At 71.0% G+C, this 13,294-nt stretch carries 15 protein-coding genes and 1 pseudogene; 7 read left to right on the plus strand and 9 right to left on the minus strand.

Going from position 1 to position 13,294, the window contains the following annotated elements:
• The first annotated feature begins 64 nt into the window (after positions 1–64).
• Genes K4S16_RS30000 through K4S16_RS30015 form a run of 4 tightly spaced genes read left to right on the plus strand, consistent with a single transcriptional unit; the run spans position 65 to position 3,357 of the window.
• Entirely contained in the window at positions 65–463 is a 399-nt protein-coding gene (locus K4S16_RS30000; RefSeq protein WP_149262388.1) for a 6-carboxytetrahydropterin synthase, read from the plus strand.
• Positions 460–1,584 (plus strand): glycosyltransferase family 4 protein, encoded by a 1,125-nt coding sequence (locus K4S16_RS30005; protein WP_149262389.1) that lies wholly within the window; start codon positions 460–462, stop codon positions 1,582–1,584. The genes K4S16_RS30000 and K4S16_RS30005 overlap by 4 nt, the downstream gene beginning before the upstream one ends.
• The gene (locus tag K4S16_RS30010; RefSeq protein WP_235037161.1) at positions 1,571–2,431 is read left to right on the plus strand and encodes an SAM-dependent methyltransferase; all 861 of its coding nucleotides are present in this window, start codon (positions 1,571–1,573) and stop codon (positions 2,429–2,431) included. Before K4S16_RS30005 ends, K4S16_RS30010 begins: the two co-directional genes overlap by 14 nt.
• Positions 2,428–3,357: a lysylphosphatidylglycerol synthase transmembrane domain-containing protein gene (locus K4S16_RS30015; RefSeq protein WP_149262390.1), complete on the plus strand. Its 930-nt coding sequence runs from the start codon at positions 2,428–2,430 to the stop codon at positions 3,355–3,357. Before K4S16_RS30010 ends, K4S16_RS30015 begins: the two co-directional genes overlap by 4 nt.
• On the opposite strand, the pseudogene K4S16_RS30020 reads toward K4S16_RS30015, so the two are convergent.
• The 5 genes and pseudogenes from K4S16_RS30020 to K4S16_RS30040 form a co-directional block, all read right to left on the minus strand.
• Positions 3,352–3,870, minus strand: a pseudogene (locus K4S16_RS30020) (creatininase family protein); the annotation flags it as partial. The gene K4S16_RS30015 and the pseudogene K4S16_RS30020 overlap by 6 nt on opposite strands.
• Positions 3,764–4,681 carry a phosphatase PAP2 family protein gene (locus tag K4S16_RS45965; protein ID WP_160161073.1) on the minus strand — a complete coding sequence of 306 codons (918 nt, stop codon included), beginning with the start codon at positions 4,679–4,681 and terminating at the stop codon, positions 3,764–3,766. The gene K4S16_RS45965 and the pseudogene K4S16_RS30020, both read right to left, overlap by 107 nt.
• A 158-nt stretch (positions 4,682–4,839) precedes the next feature.
• Positions 4,840–6,261: a metallophosphoesterase gene (locus tag K4S16_RS30030; protein WP_160161074.1), complete on the minus strand. Its 1,422-nt coding sequence runs from the start codon at positions 6,259–6,261 to the stop codon at positions 4,840–4,842.
• Between the two features lie 221 nt (positions 6,262–6,482).
• Positions 6,483–6,683: a hypothetical protein gene (locus K4S16_RS30035; protein ID WP_149262393.1), complete on the minus strand. Its 201-nt coding sequence runs from the start codon at positions 6,681–6,683 to the stop codon at positions 6,483–6,485.
• Positions 6,680–7,402: a hypothetical protein gene (locus tag K4S16_RS30040; protein WP_149262394.1), complete on the minus strand. Its 723-nt coding sequence runs from the start codon at positions 7,400–7,402 to the stop codon at positions 6,680–6,682. The genes K4S16_RS30035 and K4S16_RS30040 overlap by 4 nt, the downstream gene beginning before the upstream one ends.
• Before the next feature lie 210 nt (positions 7,403–7,612).
• Here K4S16_RS30040 and K4S16_RS30045 point away from each other — a divergent pair, with 210 nt between their 5' ends.
• Both K4S16_RS30045 and K4S16_RS30050 read left to right on the plus strand, forming a co-directional pair.
• Positions 7,613–9,718: a hypothetical protein gene (locus tag K4S16_RS30045; RefSeq protein WP_160161075.1), complete on the plus strand. Its 2,106-nt coding sequence runs from the start codon at positions 7,613–7,615 to the stop codon at positions 9,716–9,718.
• Entirely contained in the window at positions 9,708–11,015 is a 1,308-nt protein-coding gene (locus K4S16_RS30050) for a tetratricopeptide repeat protein (protein ID WP_149262396.1), read from the plus strand. The genes K4S16_RS30045 and K4S16_RS30050 overlap by 11 nt, the downstream gene beginning before the upstream one ends.
• Here the strand turns inward: K4S16_RS30050 and K4S16_RS30055 are convergent.
• The 4 genes from K4S16_RS30055 to K4S16_RS30070 all read right to left on the minus strand — a co-directional run bounded on the left by K4S16_RS30055 (position 10,993) and on the right by K4S16_RS30070 (position 12,929).
• Complete coding sequence (locus K4S16_RS30055) at positions 10,993–11,505, minus strand: DUF6082 family protein (protein WP_149262397.1); 513 nt, start codon at positions 11,503–11,505, stop codon at positions 10,993–10,995. The genes K4S16_RS30050 and K4S16_RS30055 overlap by 23 nt on opposite strands.
• Positions 11,465–12,070 (minus strand): DUF6879 family protein, encoded by a 606-nt coding sequence (locus K4S16_RS30060; protein ID WP_149262398.1) that lies wholly within the window; start codon positions 12,068–12,070, stop codon positions 11,465–11,467. The genes K4S16_RS30055 and K4S16_RS30060 overlap by 41 nt, the downstream gene beginning before the upstream one ends.
• Positions 12,063–12,332, minus strand: coding sequence for a hypothetical protein (locus K4S16_RS30065; protein WP_149262399.1), 270 nt, complete (start codon positions 12,330–12,332; stop codon positions 12,063–12,065). Before K4S16_RS30065 ends, K4S16_RS30060 begins: the two co-directional genes overlap by 8 nt.
• A 135-nt stretch (positions 12,333–12,467) precedes the next feature.
• Positions 12,468–12,929, minus strand: coding sequence for an ATP-binding protein (locus K4S16_RS30070; protein ID WP_149262400.1), 462 nt, complete (start codon positions 12,927–12,929; stop codon positions 12,468–12,470).
• A gap of 96 nt (positions 12,930–13,025) precedes the next feature.
• On the opposite strand from K4S16_RS30070, the gene K4S16_RS30075 reads away from it, so the two are divergent.
• The coding region (locus K4S16_RS30075; protein ID WP_149262401.1) for a helix-turn-helix transcriptional regulator at positions 13,026–13,294 on the plus strand (269 nt) is incomplete at its 3' end.

Here is a 13,294-nt window from a genome sequence, read left to right on the forward strand (position 1 = left end):
CCGGCGCCGGATCGTTCGACCGGATCGACCACCGAGCCGGATCTTCTACCGAGGAGGACGTTCGTTGTTCGCCATCACCGTCCGCGACCACGTCATGATCGCGCACAGCTTCAGCGGCGAGGTCTTCGGGCCCGCGCAGCGGCTGCACGGCGCCACCTACGTGGTCGACGCGACGTTCCGCCGGGCCGACCTCGACCCGGACGGCATCGTCGTCGACATCGGGCTCGCCACCAGCGAGCTGGGCGAGGTCCTGGGCGGGCTGAACTACCGCAACCTGGACGAGGAGCCGGAGTTCGCCGGGGTCAACACCTCGACGGAGTTCCTCGCCAAGGTCATCGCCGACCGGCTCGCGGACCGGGTGCGCGCCGGGGCGCTCGGCGCGAACGCCGCCGGCCTGTCGGGCCTCACGGTGACGCTGCACGAGTCGCACGTCGCCTGGGCCAGCTACGAGCGTGAGCTGTGACGTCCCGCGAGGTGTGCGCGGTCCTCCCGGGCGACGTCGACGACGCGAGCGTCCCGAGCGGGGGGAACCGCTACGACCGGCGGCTCTGCGAGGAGCTCGCGGCGTCGGGACGTCCCGTCCGGGAAGTGGCGGTGCACGGGTCGTGGCCGCGCCCCGGCGAGGCGGCCCGGGCCGAGCTGGGCCGCGCGCTGGCCGCGCTGCCGGACGGCTCCGTCGTCCTGATGGACGGCCTGGTGGCGTGCGGCGTCCCGGAGGTCGTCGTTCCGGAGGCCGGGCGGCTGCGGCTCGCCGTCCTCGTCCACCTCCCGCTGGCGGACGAACCCGGACAGGCCGACCTGAACGCGGGCGAACGCAAGGTCCTGGAGGCGGCCGGGGCCGTCATCGCGACCAGCCCGTGGGCCAGGGACCACCTGATCGCCCACCACGGCCTGGAGCCGTCCCGCGTCCACGCCGTCGCCCCGGGCACCGACCCCGCGCCCCTCGCGTCCGGCACCGACGGGGCGGCGCGCCTGCTGTGCGTGGCGTCGGTGACCCCGCGCAAGGGGCACGACGTCCTCGTCGAGGCGCTCGCCACCGTCGCGCACCTGTCCTGGCACTGCGAGTGCGTAGGGCCGCTGGGGCGCGACGCCGGCCATGTCGCGCGGCTCCGCCGGGCGATCGCCGGGCACCGCCTCGACGGGCGCGTCGAGCTGGCGGGGCCGCTGACCGGCAAGCGGCTGGAGGACGCCTACGCCGGCGCCGACCTGCTCGTCCTGGCGTCCCGCGCGGAGACGTACGGGATGGTCGTGACCGAGGCGCTGGCACGCGGCGTCCCGGTGATCGCGACCTCGGTGGACGGGGTGCCCGACACGCTGGGCTGGGATCCGTCCGGTGCCGTCCCCGGCATCCTCGTCCCGCCCGACGACCCGGCCGCGCTCGGCGCGGCCCTGAGGCGCTGGCTCGTAGAACCGGAGCTGCGCGAGCGGCTGCGCGCCTCCGCCCGGCTGCGTCGCGGCGCGCTGCCCGGCTGGGACGACACCGCCCGCCGCATGGCCGCCGTCCTGTCGCGGCTTCGAAGAGACCAGTCCTTTCCAGGGCGCGTGGGGGCGTCCCCGCAAGGAGGCGCGAATGACCGGGATTGACGCCGACGCCGGAGGCCGGCTGGAGGACGGCCAGGCAAGGGAGGACGCCGTGACGGGATTCGATCCCACCTGGCTGGAGCTGCGCGAGGACGCGGACGCCGCGGCGCGCGCCACGGAGCTGCTCGATCCGCTCCGGGCCGCGCTCCCGCCGGACGGGCCACTGGTCATCTGGGACCTCGGCTGCGGCACCGGCTCGCAGGGGCGCTGGCTGTCGGGGCGGCTGCGCGGCCCGCAGCACTGGATCCTGCACGACGCCGACCCGCGCCTGCTCGAACGGGCCCGCGCGAGCTCCTACACCACCGCCGACGGGACGCCCGCGACGGTCGAGACGCGCGTGGGCGGCATCGGCGATCTCCGCGCGTCGGACCTGGTGGGCGCGTCGCTCGTCACCGCGTCCGCGCTGCTGGACGTGCTCACCGCCGCCGAGGTCGAGGCGATCGCCGCCGCGGCCGCCTGCCCGGTGCTGCTCACCCTGTCGGTCGTCGGCCGCGTCCGGCTCTCCCCGTCCGAGCCGCTCGACGCCGAGTTCGCCGCCGCCTTCGACGCCCACCAGCGGCGCGGCGGGCACCTCGGCCCGGACGCCGTCGCCGCCGCGACCCGGGCGTTCGGCCGGCGCGGCGCGTCCGTCCAGGCGCGTCCGAGCCCGTGGCGGCTCGGCCCCGGCCAGGCCGCGCTGACCGCCGAGTGGCTGCGCGGCTGGGTCGCCGCCGCCGTCGAGCAGGACCCGAACCTGGCCCCCTTCACCGAGGATTACCTCGGCCGCCGCCTGGCCCAGTGCGCCGCCGGGCGCCTCACCGCCGAGGTCCACCACGTCGACCTCCTCGTCCTCCCCGGGAGCGCATCGTGACGAAGATCTGGCCCTGGCTGCGCCTGCTCGTCGGGCTGGGCATCCTCACCGCGCTCCTGTGGTGGCACAGCACGGACGCGTTCGTGGACGCGCTCCACGCCGTCGACGCAGGGGCCGTGGCCACCGCGCTCGCCCTGGGCCTGCTGACCACGGTGCTCAGCGCGGCCCGCTGGCGGCTGGTCGCGCGGCGGCTCGGGCTCCACCTGCCCTTGGGCGGGGCCGTCACGGACTACTACCGGGCCCAGTTCCTCAACGCGGTCCTTCCGGCGGGCGTGCTCGGGGACGTCCACCGCGCGGTGAGCCACGGGCACCGGTCGGGCGACGTGGCGCGCGGGGTGCGGGCCGTGTTCCTCGAACGCGTCGCCGGCCAGGCCGTCGCGGTCGCCGCGGGCGTCGCCGCACTGCTCGCCCATCCCGCGCTGGTGTCGGCGATGGCGCCCGCGCTCGTCCCGGCGGGCGGCGTCCTCGTGGTGGTGCTGGTCCTCGCCCGGTGGCGGCGGCGCGCGCTGGCGCCGGCCCTCACCGACGTGCGCGCGGCCCTGCGCGCCTGGCCCGCGATCGCCGGCCTGTCGGCCGCGGCCCTGGCCGGGCACCTGGCCCTGTTCGTCGTCGCCGCCCGCCTCGTCGGCGCGACGGCCCCGCTGCGCACCCTCCTGCCGCTGCTCCTGCTGGCGCTCCTGGTGATGGTGCTGCCGGTGAACGTCGGCGGCTGGGGGCCGCGCGAGGCCGTGCTCGCCCTGGCGTTCGGCGCGGCCGGGCTCGGCTCAGCGCAGGGCCTGACCGTCTCCGTCGTGTACGGCGTGCTGACCTTCATCGCGTCGCTGCCCGGCGCGGCCGCGCTGCTGCTGAAGCACCGCGAGGACCTCCCCGAACGCCGCGACGAAGCTCCGCAGCGTGTCCCGGCCCTTGTCGGCGCTGGCCAGTGACGGCCGCCCCACGACGCCGGACTTCGTATAGGCCGCCATCCCCGTCGTCAGGAGGTGCCGCCGGTCGTCGGCCAGGTGGTCGGCGCTCTGGTAGCCGTCCCGCACCAGCTCCGGATGGGCGTGCAGCAGGATGGAGGTCTCCAGCTCCCCGGCGTGCATGTCGCTGAGGGCGGGCGTCTCGGCGCCCGCCGCCTTCTCCGCCGCCTCCCAGTGCTCGAGCGTTGGGAACAGCGCCATGTCGCCGTGCGCCTCCTGGACGACGTTGCCGAGCACGTAGTTGCCCCCGTGCGCGTTGACCAGCACGAGCTTGGGCACCCCGGCCCGCCGCAGCGACTCGGCGACGTCCCTGACCACCGCGTACAGGGTCGCCGCCGAGATGCTCACCGTCCCGGGCCAGTCGGCGTGCTCATGCGAGCACGAGATCGTCACCGGCGGGAGCAGCCGCACCGGGTGCGCCTTCGCGATCTCCGCCGCGATCGTGCACGCGATCACCGTGTCCGTCGCGAGCGGCAGGAACGGGCCGTGCTGCTCGTGGCTCCCGATCGGCAGGACCGCCACCGGGACGTCCGGGACCTCGGAGCTCGTGTGCGTCGGCAACATGGCCCACAGCTTGCCGCATCCGCCCCGCCAGTGAAACCAGCGCCATGGCGCCTGCCAGCAGCAGCGCGGCGACGATCCCGTCCGTCCAGTAGTGGTTGGCCGTCACGACCACCACGAGGACCGTCAGCGGCGCGTGCAGCGCCACCACCCACCGCCACCGGCTCCGCGACACCCGCAGCACCGCCACGGCCACCAGGATCGCCCAGCCGATGTGCAGGGACGGCATGGCCGCGTACTGGTTGGCGATCCCGTCGGCCGCCGCCGGGTAGGCCGACGGCCCCACGGCCAGCATCGTGTCGACGGCCCCGATCCCCGCCAGCCGGGGCGGCGCCAGCGGGAACAGCGTGTGCACCACGAGGCCGGCCGCCGTCAGCGCCACCAGTTCGTTGCGGACCCGCGCGTAGGACGGCCTGTGCCGCACATAGAGCCAGACCAGCAGCAGCGTCGTCCCCGGGAAATGGACGCTCACGTAATAGACATTGGCGAGGAACGCCGCATGGTCCCACCCGAGCGCCCAATGCTGGAATCCGACCTCGCTCGGCAGCCATTCCCGCTCGAACCGCCACAGCAGGTGCGCGTTCGACATCGCCTGGCCCGGACCCTGCTCGATCAGCGTCCGCCCCCACTTGTAGAAGGCGAACAGGACCGCCAGCAGCCCCACCTCGGTGAGCAGCGGCCGTACCCGGCTCCCTGCCGTCCCGCTCACAGCCGCACCGCTCACCATCGTGCCCTCCCAGCCCCGGTCGTCCCGCCCAATGACAACCCTTGCGTCTGACATTCACGGAGACACTGGGTTCAGCTACCCGATCATGGGAGGTAAAACCCATCCCAGGTAGTGGGGTTAACTCCACCCTCTGACGTGGATTCCGGGTTTATGAAAGGTCACTTGCAGGTGAACTCCTTGGTGGAGCCGGTGCTCAGCAGGCAGTCCAGCGGCCACGCCTGCCCGGAGACCCCGTGGAAGGTGAGGTTCCACTGGCCGGCCGTGTCGCGCAGGAGCGCGTAGCCGTGGACGCCCCGGGAGACCGAGTGCTGGACGGTCTCGCCGTCGACGGTCTTGCCCACCACCTTGGTGTCGTCCGGTGGAGTGTCGAGCGTCGCCCCCGACGAGCCCACGGTCACCTGCGGAGGACGCGGGCTGTTGAGGAAGTCGAGCATCTGGTAGCTGTGCACGTGCCCGGACAGCACGAGGTCGATGTTGGCGGCCAGGGACCCCATGGCCGTCTGCTTGACCGCTTCCGCGAGGGTCGGATTCTTCCAGGTCACTGCCTGGGACGAGGCCCGCGTGACCGTCCACAGCGGCTTGTGGGTGATGAGGAAGTAGTCGTGCGTCGGATGGTTGGCGGCGAGGGCGTTCACCTCGTCGAACCATTTCGCGTACTGGGCGGCCTGCGTCTTGTTCGGCTGGCTGCTCTCGCTCGCAGAACTGGAGTCGAACAGGATGAAATGCAGCGTTCCCGCATTGATCTGCATCGGCTCGACCTGGGTCTGCGGCACCGTGAAGCATTCGTTGTTCTTGCGGGGCACCGTCGCGAAATAGCGGAACCACTCGGCGCCCCGTCCCACCTTCGGCGGAGTGCAGACCTCGTGGTTGCCCCGCGCGAAGATGAAGGGCGCCTCGGCGAGCAGGGCCTGGGACGGCCGGAGGAAGTCCTTGACGAGGCAGGCCCAGTCGGCCGCCTGCCCCTGGGTGTCGCAACCCGGGGTGGCGTCGTTCGCCCCTTCCGGTGCCTCCCGGTACACGTAGTCGCCGACGTGGACGACGAGGTCCGGCCGGGACTGTGCGGCCGCGTGCGCGGAGAGCGGCTCCAGCGGCCAGTCCTTCTGGCAGTCCTGGTTCTGCGGAGCGCCGACCGTCGGCGAGGTGACCTCGCACCCGGCGTCCCCGATGACCGCGACCCTGCGGGGGCGCCCGTTCACGGGCCACTCGGGCAGCGGGAGCTGGAGGTTCCCCGGATACACGGTGGCCGCGTTGGTCGTGGTCGGCTCGATCAGCGCGTTCCTCGCCCCGTCGGGGACCGGCGCCAGGCAGAAGGTCGTCGGGAACTGCTGGAGCCCGCCACCGGTGACGTAGGGATCGCTGACCTTCCGCAGGACCGCCGTCTGCACCTGGCCCCCGAGCGAGTACTGCAGGGTCGGACAGTGCCCGGCGGGCTTCTCGGTGGTGGCGAACCGGACCTCGGTCGTGTGGCTCGTCCCGTTCACCAACTGCGTCCACGCCCACGCCTCGCCGTTCTTCCCCGCACCGGGCGGCGCGGGTTGCGCGACCGGACTCGGCGCCGACTGCGCGAGCCCGGCCAACACAGCGACAAGCAGCCCCAAAGCGGCCACGACCGCCCCAACTATTCGCGACATAAATCCAGGTATCCCATCAGATCAAGAAAAATGGACTAATCAGACGCCCCAGAATCGGTCGTCCGACGCCGCTCGATCTGCCCTGGTCACGCGCCCCCATGCCAACGTCACCGTGCGGGATCGTTCAAGAAATATCCCCCCTTCACGCCACCGGGTAAAACGGCTGAGCGCTAACGGGGGGCGGTCAGCAGCTTGCGCGCCAGAGCGTAGGCCTCGTCGAAGTCTCCTTCGTCGACCCAGCCGAGGCCGCGCATATGGCTTCTCCAGTCCTCGGCGCCGCTGATCCGGGCGATGGGGATGTGGTACGGGCGGCTCAGGCTGTACAAGCCGTCGGTGCTCACCGCCCACTGCTCCCGGGGAATTTCGATCACCGAGCCGAGATCGAAACGCTGTCTCCCGTCCGGGCGTCCACGGCGAGGTGGATGACGCGGATCAGGCGCGTGAGCAGTTCCGAAGGGTCGAAGCCCTGGGCGGGAAAGGACGGCTGGACGGTGTGCAGCGCGGTCCGCAGCTCCGCGGCGAAGGCCTCGGCGGGCTGCTGCGCGGGCCAGGAAACGGTGTCGAGGACGGAGCCGTCCCCCCGTTCCAGGCGTATTTGTACAGAACGGTCAGGCGCGTTGCGGAAGCGGGCCCGCAACGACGTCCCCTGGACCCGCACCCGGACCCCTTCCTGCGCGATCGCGTTGATGGCGGCGGCATCTTCGAGAAGAACCCGGATCACCTGCTGTGTCGGGTTCGCCTCCGCGCCGGCGAACAGGTCCGACCGGAGACGGTGGTGGTCGGCGAGCTGCTCGCGGGTCGCCACGCTCAGCGCGTTGATCTGCGCGACCGTCTCCTCGACGCGGCGTTCCGTATGCCGCATCCGGCCCTCCAGCACGAGGCCGAGGAACGCGAGCGGTACCAGCATCATCAGGGCCGAGCCGGCCTGCAGCAGAAGCTCGGGCACGTAGTCCGCGCCCTCGACGACCCAGCCGACGGCGACCAGCAGCGTTCCCAGGATCGTCACACCGATGAGCAGCAGGGCACTTCTGTCCCGAAGCCCCTGGAACCACCGCTCGTAGCGCCTGCTGCCCTCTGCATTTCCTGACATAGGCCGCCCCTTCGGGGCTGTCCGTGCGAGTATCTATCGCTCTATAATAGGCTTCCATAGAAAGGATCTTCATCGAAAATGTCCACGGACGCGGCCCCTCGCTGCCAGGTGGTCGGGGCGCCTATCAGCTCTGGACTGGGCAATTTCAAGGACCGGTCCGAACCGTTTTCCGAGATCCTCGAATTGCTCTCCCGGCCCGAGGTGCGCCTGGTGACCCTGCACGGCCGGCGCGGTGTCGGGAAGAGCGCCCTCGGCGCCAAGGTCGTCGACGCCCTCAGCGCTCCGCCGGGATCCCCTTACCAGGGGATCGCCAACCTGAGCACCCGCGACTTCGGCACGATCACCTTGGAGCGGGTCTTCTTCGCCTGCGTCGACCTGGTGGCCGCGCGGGACCGTCCCGAACTGGAGGCGCTCTGGGCGGGGCAGCGCTCCGACCGCGAGAAGCTGGCCAGGCTGTTCGCGGCGTTACGGGGGGCTCGCTACCTGCTCGTCCTGGACAATCTCGAGGACCAGCTCAGTCCCGAGGGACATCCCGCCCCGTCCGATCTCGAGGCGGTGTTCGACATCGCGTTCCGGATGCGCGAGGCGCCGCAGTTCCTGGTGACCAGCCAGGTCCCGGTGCTGTTCGACCCGGCGCTGCGGCCGTTCCATCGCAATGTCCACCTGGTGGAGGGGCTGCCGGTCGACGACAGCGTCCAGTTGCTGCTGGAACTCGATCCGACGGGCGAGGCCGGAGTGCGGAACGCCGACCGGGAGACCCTGGAGTGGGCGGTGCGGCGGGTCCACGGCGTGCCCCGGGCGCTCGAACTCGTCGTCAGCACCATCATGAAGGACGTCCTCAACATCCCTTCGCTGCTCGAGGTGCTGGCCGATCTGCCGTCGAAGAGCGAGATCGTGGACTCGCTCGCGCAGAAGAGCCTCGACCTGCTCACCGACGAGGAACGCCGTGCGCTCGACGTGCTCGCGGTCTTCGGTGAGCCCGTCCCCCGCGAGGCGGTGTCCTTCGTCATCGAGCCCTTCTTCCCCAGGGACGACGCCCAGCGCGCGCTGGCCCGGCTGGTGCAGCTGCACATGGCGATGGTGGACAGGGCGAGCAGGCGCTTCCGGTTGCTGCCTCTCGACGCCGACCTCGCGTACGGGCAGTTGCGGGACGGCGGCCCGTGGAGCCGGCAGAGCCTGGAACGCCGGGTCGCGAGCTGGTACGCGCGGCAGCGCAGGCCCGCGCCGTGGCGGTCCGTCACCGACCTCACCGAGTACCGCCAGGAGTTCGAGCACAGGGTGCGGGCCGGCGACTTCGACAACGCGGCCTTCGTCGTCGGCGAGATCGAGGAGTTCATGGTCTGGCACGGCTCGACCCGCTCCGTCGTCGGCATGCACCTGGCGCTGCTGGGCAGGACCACCAGCGCTCCGGCGCGGCTGGCGAACCTGGTGGGCCTCGGGCTGGCGCGGCATGTGGGCGGCCCGGCCGACGAGGCGCTCGAACTGATGACCGAGGCACGTGACCTGGCGGCGGAGCTCGGCGAACGGCGCCAGCTCGCCAGGGCGCTGTTCACGCTCGGTGACCTGCATCGTTCGCAGCGGCAGCTGGAGGCCGCCGCCCGTGAGCTGGACGAGGCGGCCCGGCTCGCGCGGACGTTAGGTGACCAGTACCTCGAGAGCCACTCCCTGATGTGCCTCAGCCTGACCTACTCGTACATGGGCGACGGTCCGAACGCCCTGGCGGTCGCGGAACGCCTGCACGACCTCGCCGTCGCCACCGGCGACCCCATGACCAGGGCACGCGCCGCGGACGCGAAGAGCCTGGCCTGCATCGTGGTGAAGCGGTGGGACGACGTGCTGTCCGCGGTGGGCCAGTCGCTCGACGCCTACGCCGAGGCAGGGGTGCCCGAGGCGCTCGGATATGCCACGAACGTCCAGGGCCTCGGGCACCTGGGCCTCGGACAGGTCGAGGAGGCGATGGCCAGCTTCCGGACGGCGCGCCGTGAAGGGGAGGAGGTGGAGACTCCCCGCGTCGAGGGGCTGGCCCTGTTCAACCTCGCGTGGGCGCACTGGACGACCGGCGACCTCGAGGCCGCGGCCGACGCCGCGCGCCTCTCCCACCAGGCGTTCCTGCGCTGCGGAGGCCAGGACGCACTGGCGGCGGAGGCGCTGGCCTCCGCCGCAGCCGCGAGCGCGGCCGGCCGGGATCCCGTCCCCGGCCTGCTGCGTTGCGCCGATCTCTCGACCGGGAACACCGACCTGGTCCCGGGCGAGTGGCTGACGGCCGAAGCGGAGCGGATCCGCTCCCTCAGCGAAGGAGCCACCGATGAGCCGTGAGGAACTGTTCCGGCAGGCGTTGAAGGCCTATGAGGCGGGCGACTACCATGCCGCGTCGGATCGCTGCGAGGAGGCGCTGAAGCTGGACGCGGCCGATGACGGCCTCACGACCAGGCTCATCCATCTCCAGCTCACCGCGGGAGAGCTCTGGTGGCAGCCGGCACCGGGCGAACGGGTCCGCGGTCTGATCGAGCGCGCCCGCGGGGCCGCCGGCGAACCGGCGCTCCGCGCCCTGGCCGACTGCCTGCTCGGTACCCACCTCATCGCCACCGAGAGCCTCACCGAGGCGGTCGGCGTCCTCTCCTCGGCCGCCGACCAGGCCCGCACATCGGGCGACCCCCTGGCCATGCTGTACGCCCTGTCGAACCTCGGCCATCACATGATCGGCAGGGACCTCGACGCCGGAATGCGGATCCTGCGCGAGGCGCAGGGGGTGGTCGACCGGCCCGTGCGGGCGGACGACCTCCCGTTGTTCCGCGTGCTCCGGGCCAGGCTCGCGGGCCTCGTCGGCGTCGCCGAGTTCGACGCGGGGGACTTCGGCGCGGCCGAGGGCCATCTGGTCCGCTCTCTGGCCGAACTGCGCGCCGCCAACGCCGTCGACCATTTCGCCACGATCTCGAACTACCTTGGGCAGCTGCTCACCGCCACCGGACGGTTCGAGGCGGCCGAACGAGTCCTCAACGAGGCGCTCGACGTCCTTTCAACGGACGCGGGCCTGAGCACGCATCACGCCTACAACCTCGGCCTGCTGGGAAAGCTGTATCTGGAATGGGGACGCGTCGACGCCGCCGCGGCCAACGTCGACGAAGCTTTCAAGAGGGCATTGGTGGGAGGCAACCCGGCGGTCCTTCCCCTGCTGCGCAACTACCTCGGTGAGGTCGCGGCGACGCCCGGGCATCCCGGCCACGATCCCGAACGCGCCAAGCTCCTCTTCGCCGAGACGATCCGCGAGTGCGCGCGCACCGGCTTCCAGCGAAGCGAGATCTACGCCGAGGCCATGCTCGCCCGTACGGAGCTGGCCCTCGGCGACCGGCTCGCGGCGAGGTCAGCCGGCGACCGCGCGGCGACCCGCCTGCGAGAGGCCGGCACCATGCCCGCACTGCGCACCGAGGAGATCCACCTCGTCCACTACGAGGTCCTCCGCGCAGTCGGCGACCCGGCCGCCGACGCCGCACTGGACGAGGCCCACCGAATCCTGCTCCGAAAGGCGGCGACACTGCCACCGGCCCACCGTGAGACGTTCCTGCAGCGCGTCCCGGTCAGCCGCTCGATCATCAAGTACCGAAGTTCATCCTGAACCGGCCTTCCCCCAGCACCGGACGGCGCGCTCGCTTGCTCCCGGCCGTGTTCAAGCGGACCTGGCGCGCCTCTTCCCAGAAGGCCCGCCCAGGACGGCCGGAGAACATCTCATGCGAAATGGCGCGCAGCCGCGTCTCGGGAAGGGCCTTCGTCTCAAAGGACATCTGCCACTCCGAGATGATCATGTTGACGTACATGAGCTGCCGCCTGGCCTTGCGGTCCGCGTCCGCCGGGACAGGCCCCCATGCCTCATCGAGGGCCGGGTCGTCCATGGCCATCTTGAGCAGCTCCGCGATCGCGATGCGCCGGGCCTCCTCGCGGGCGATCTTCGTGTCGTGCGCCTGGAAGATGAGGGTGGCCGCGATGCCGATCAGCGCGAGGGCGGCCAGGAGAACGTTCTCACCCTGCTCCGGCCCAGGCGAGCGGACGGCATCTACGAACGATAGATCAGACCGCCGGAGCGGGCAGCGGGGCCACTTCCCGTTCAAAGAAGCGAAGCAAGGGCTCGCCTTTGCGGTGCAGGCGGCTGATCTCGGACGCGGCGGTGCGGATCACGTCCGGCGCCTTGATGCGGCGGGCGCCGCACGGTGTCCAATCCGGCCGGTATCGGACTTCATAGAGGACGCGCGTGCCGACGACGACCACTTCCGGTAGCTGGCCCTGGATCTCCAGGTCGGAAAGGTCCTCGGCGGGGACGACGCTCAGTTCGAAGCCTTCCTCCGCCAGCATCCGGAGCGCATGGAGCTCCCATTGGACGTACGGGCTCAGAGGGCGCTCGACCACGCGCACACGCTTGATCTCCAGCCCCTGGCGCCGGTTGCCGTCGGCCTCCGTGCGGATGGCCTTGCGGTCTTCCTCCAGCAGTTCGAGGGAGCGCCGCCAGTCTCCGGAACTGAACGCCTGCCAGCTGGGGTCGTCCAACTCGCGGAAGACCTGGGACCGCTCGAGTTTCCAGATGGTGCCGCGCAGGTCGTCGGTCTGGCGGGCGAAGTCCCGGTGGTAGGCCGCGCGGTCCAGCACTTCCCCCCGGAAACGGGCGAGCTGGTCAAGCATCTCGGATGTCCGGCTTGGCGGCCGAGAGCAGCCGACCGGAGATGACCACAAGGCGCTCGTCGGAACCGATGCTCACTCCCGGCGGCAGACGGTCGCGGTAGGCACCCGTGGCATCCCGGCCGATGACGGCGATGTCGCCGTTGTCCAACTCCCAGATTTCGGGACAGTCCTGCGTCGTGCGGCTGTCACCCACCTCGGCCGCCGTCTTCCCTAATCTTCGCTGGAACCCCGCGTCGTGATCGGCTTCCCAGGGCCTGCTCATGCTGCCACTCGCTTTCGCTAGCCGGTGATAGAGCAAATGCTCTCACCGCGACCCAGACGTGCCAAGTGGTGTCCGAATCGCCAATTTAGCGTCGCATGATGCACATTGGATGCGATTCAATTCCCGCGGTCGCCGTCAAGCCGGGTGGTGATGCTGGGACGGACCGAGCGGGACGGAGGCGGTGGCGGGCATGAGGGCCCAGACGATCTTGCCCTGGCCGGTGGCGGACGGGCGGACGCCGGTGTCCTTGGCGTAGGCGGCGATGATCGCGAGTCCTCGGCCGCTCAGGGCGTCCAGGCCGGCTTCGCAGTGGCGGGGAAGTTCCGGCGACGGGTCCCAGCACTCCAGAAGCGGTGCGCCCTCGTGGACGGCGATCCGGACCCTGAGCGCGTGCCCCGCGGCTGCCTCGACCGCATTCGTGACGATTTCGCTCATGACGACCGCCGAGTCATCGATCAGAGAGCCCTCGTAGCCCCAATTGATCAGCACATATCGGGCGAGTTCCCGGGCCAGCCTGACCGATGCTTCCTCTCCCTGAATGGTCATCCGGATTTCGCCTGATTTGGGAATCTGTACCACGGGTGTTTGATCGTTCATATCCACTCTCCCGTCTCTCGTGAAGTGCCCTCAGGATCGATATTCGAGAGTTAGGGTGCTGTGCATCGGGATGCAGTGGATACAGCGGGAGTGCGAGTGAGCGTTCGGGAGACGATCGATCCGAACTCGTCGCTTTGGGGCTGGTTGGCCTTCGACCTGTGGTTTCACCGCACGCAGCGGGGACTGTCGCTTGCGCAGATGGGTTTGATCGTCCGGGCGGCGCGCGGCACCGTATCCAATTGGGAGGCTGGTCGGCTCAGACCTCAGGACGACCACATGAAGGTGCTGGACGAGGCATGGAATACGGGTGGGCACTTCCAGCGCCTGCTGTACTACGCCCGGACGGGACACGACCCTGATTGGTT

This window comes from Actinomadura sp. K4S16 (genome assembly GCF_008327685.1).
GTDB lineage: Bacteria > Actinomycetota > Actinomycetes > Streptosporangiales > Streptosporangiaceae > Spirillospora.

Coding starts and splice junctions, on each gene's coding strand:
- K4S16_RS45965 (WP_160161073.1), bottom strand. CDS start 4,681: ATGGTGAGCGGTGCGGCTGTGAGCGGGACGGCAGGGAGCCGGGTACGG.
- K4S16_RS30040 (WP_149262394.1), bottom strand. CDS start 7,402: ATGTCAGGAAATGCAGAGGGCAGCAGGCGCTACGAGCGGTGGTTCCAG.
- K4S16_RS30065 (WP_149262399.1), bottom strand. CDS start 12,332: ATGAGCAGGCCCTGGGAAGCCGATCACGACGCGGGGTTCCAGCGAAGA.
- K4S16_RS30050 (WP_149262396.1), top strand. CDS start 9,708: ATGAGCCGTGAGGAACTGTTCCGGCAGGCGTTGAAGGCCTATGAGGCG.
- K4S16_RS30060 (WP_149262398.1), bottom strand. CDS start 12,070: ATGCTTGACCAGCTCGCCCGTTTCCGGGGGGAAGTGCTGGACCGCGCG.
- K4S16_RS30070 (WP_149262400.1), bottom strand. CDS start 12,929: ATGAACGATCAAACACCCGTGGTACAGATTCCCAAATCAGGCGAAATC.
- K4S16_RS30010 (WP_235037161.1), top strand. CDS start 1,571: ATGACCGGGATTGACGCCGACGCCGGAGGCCGGCTGGAGGACGGCCAG.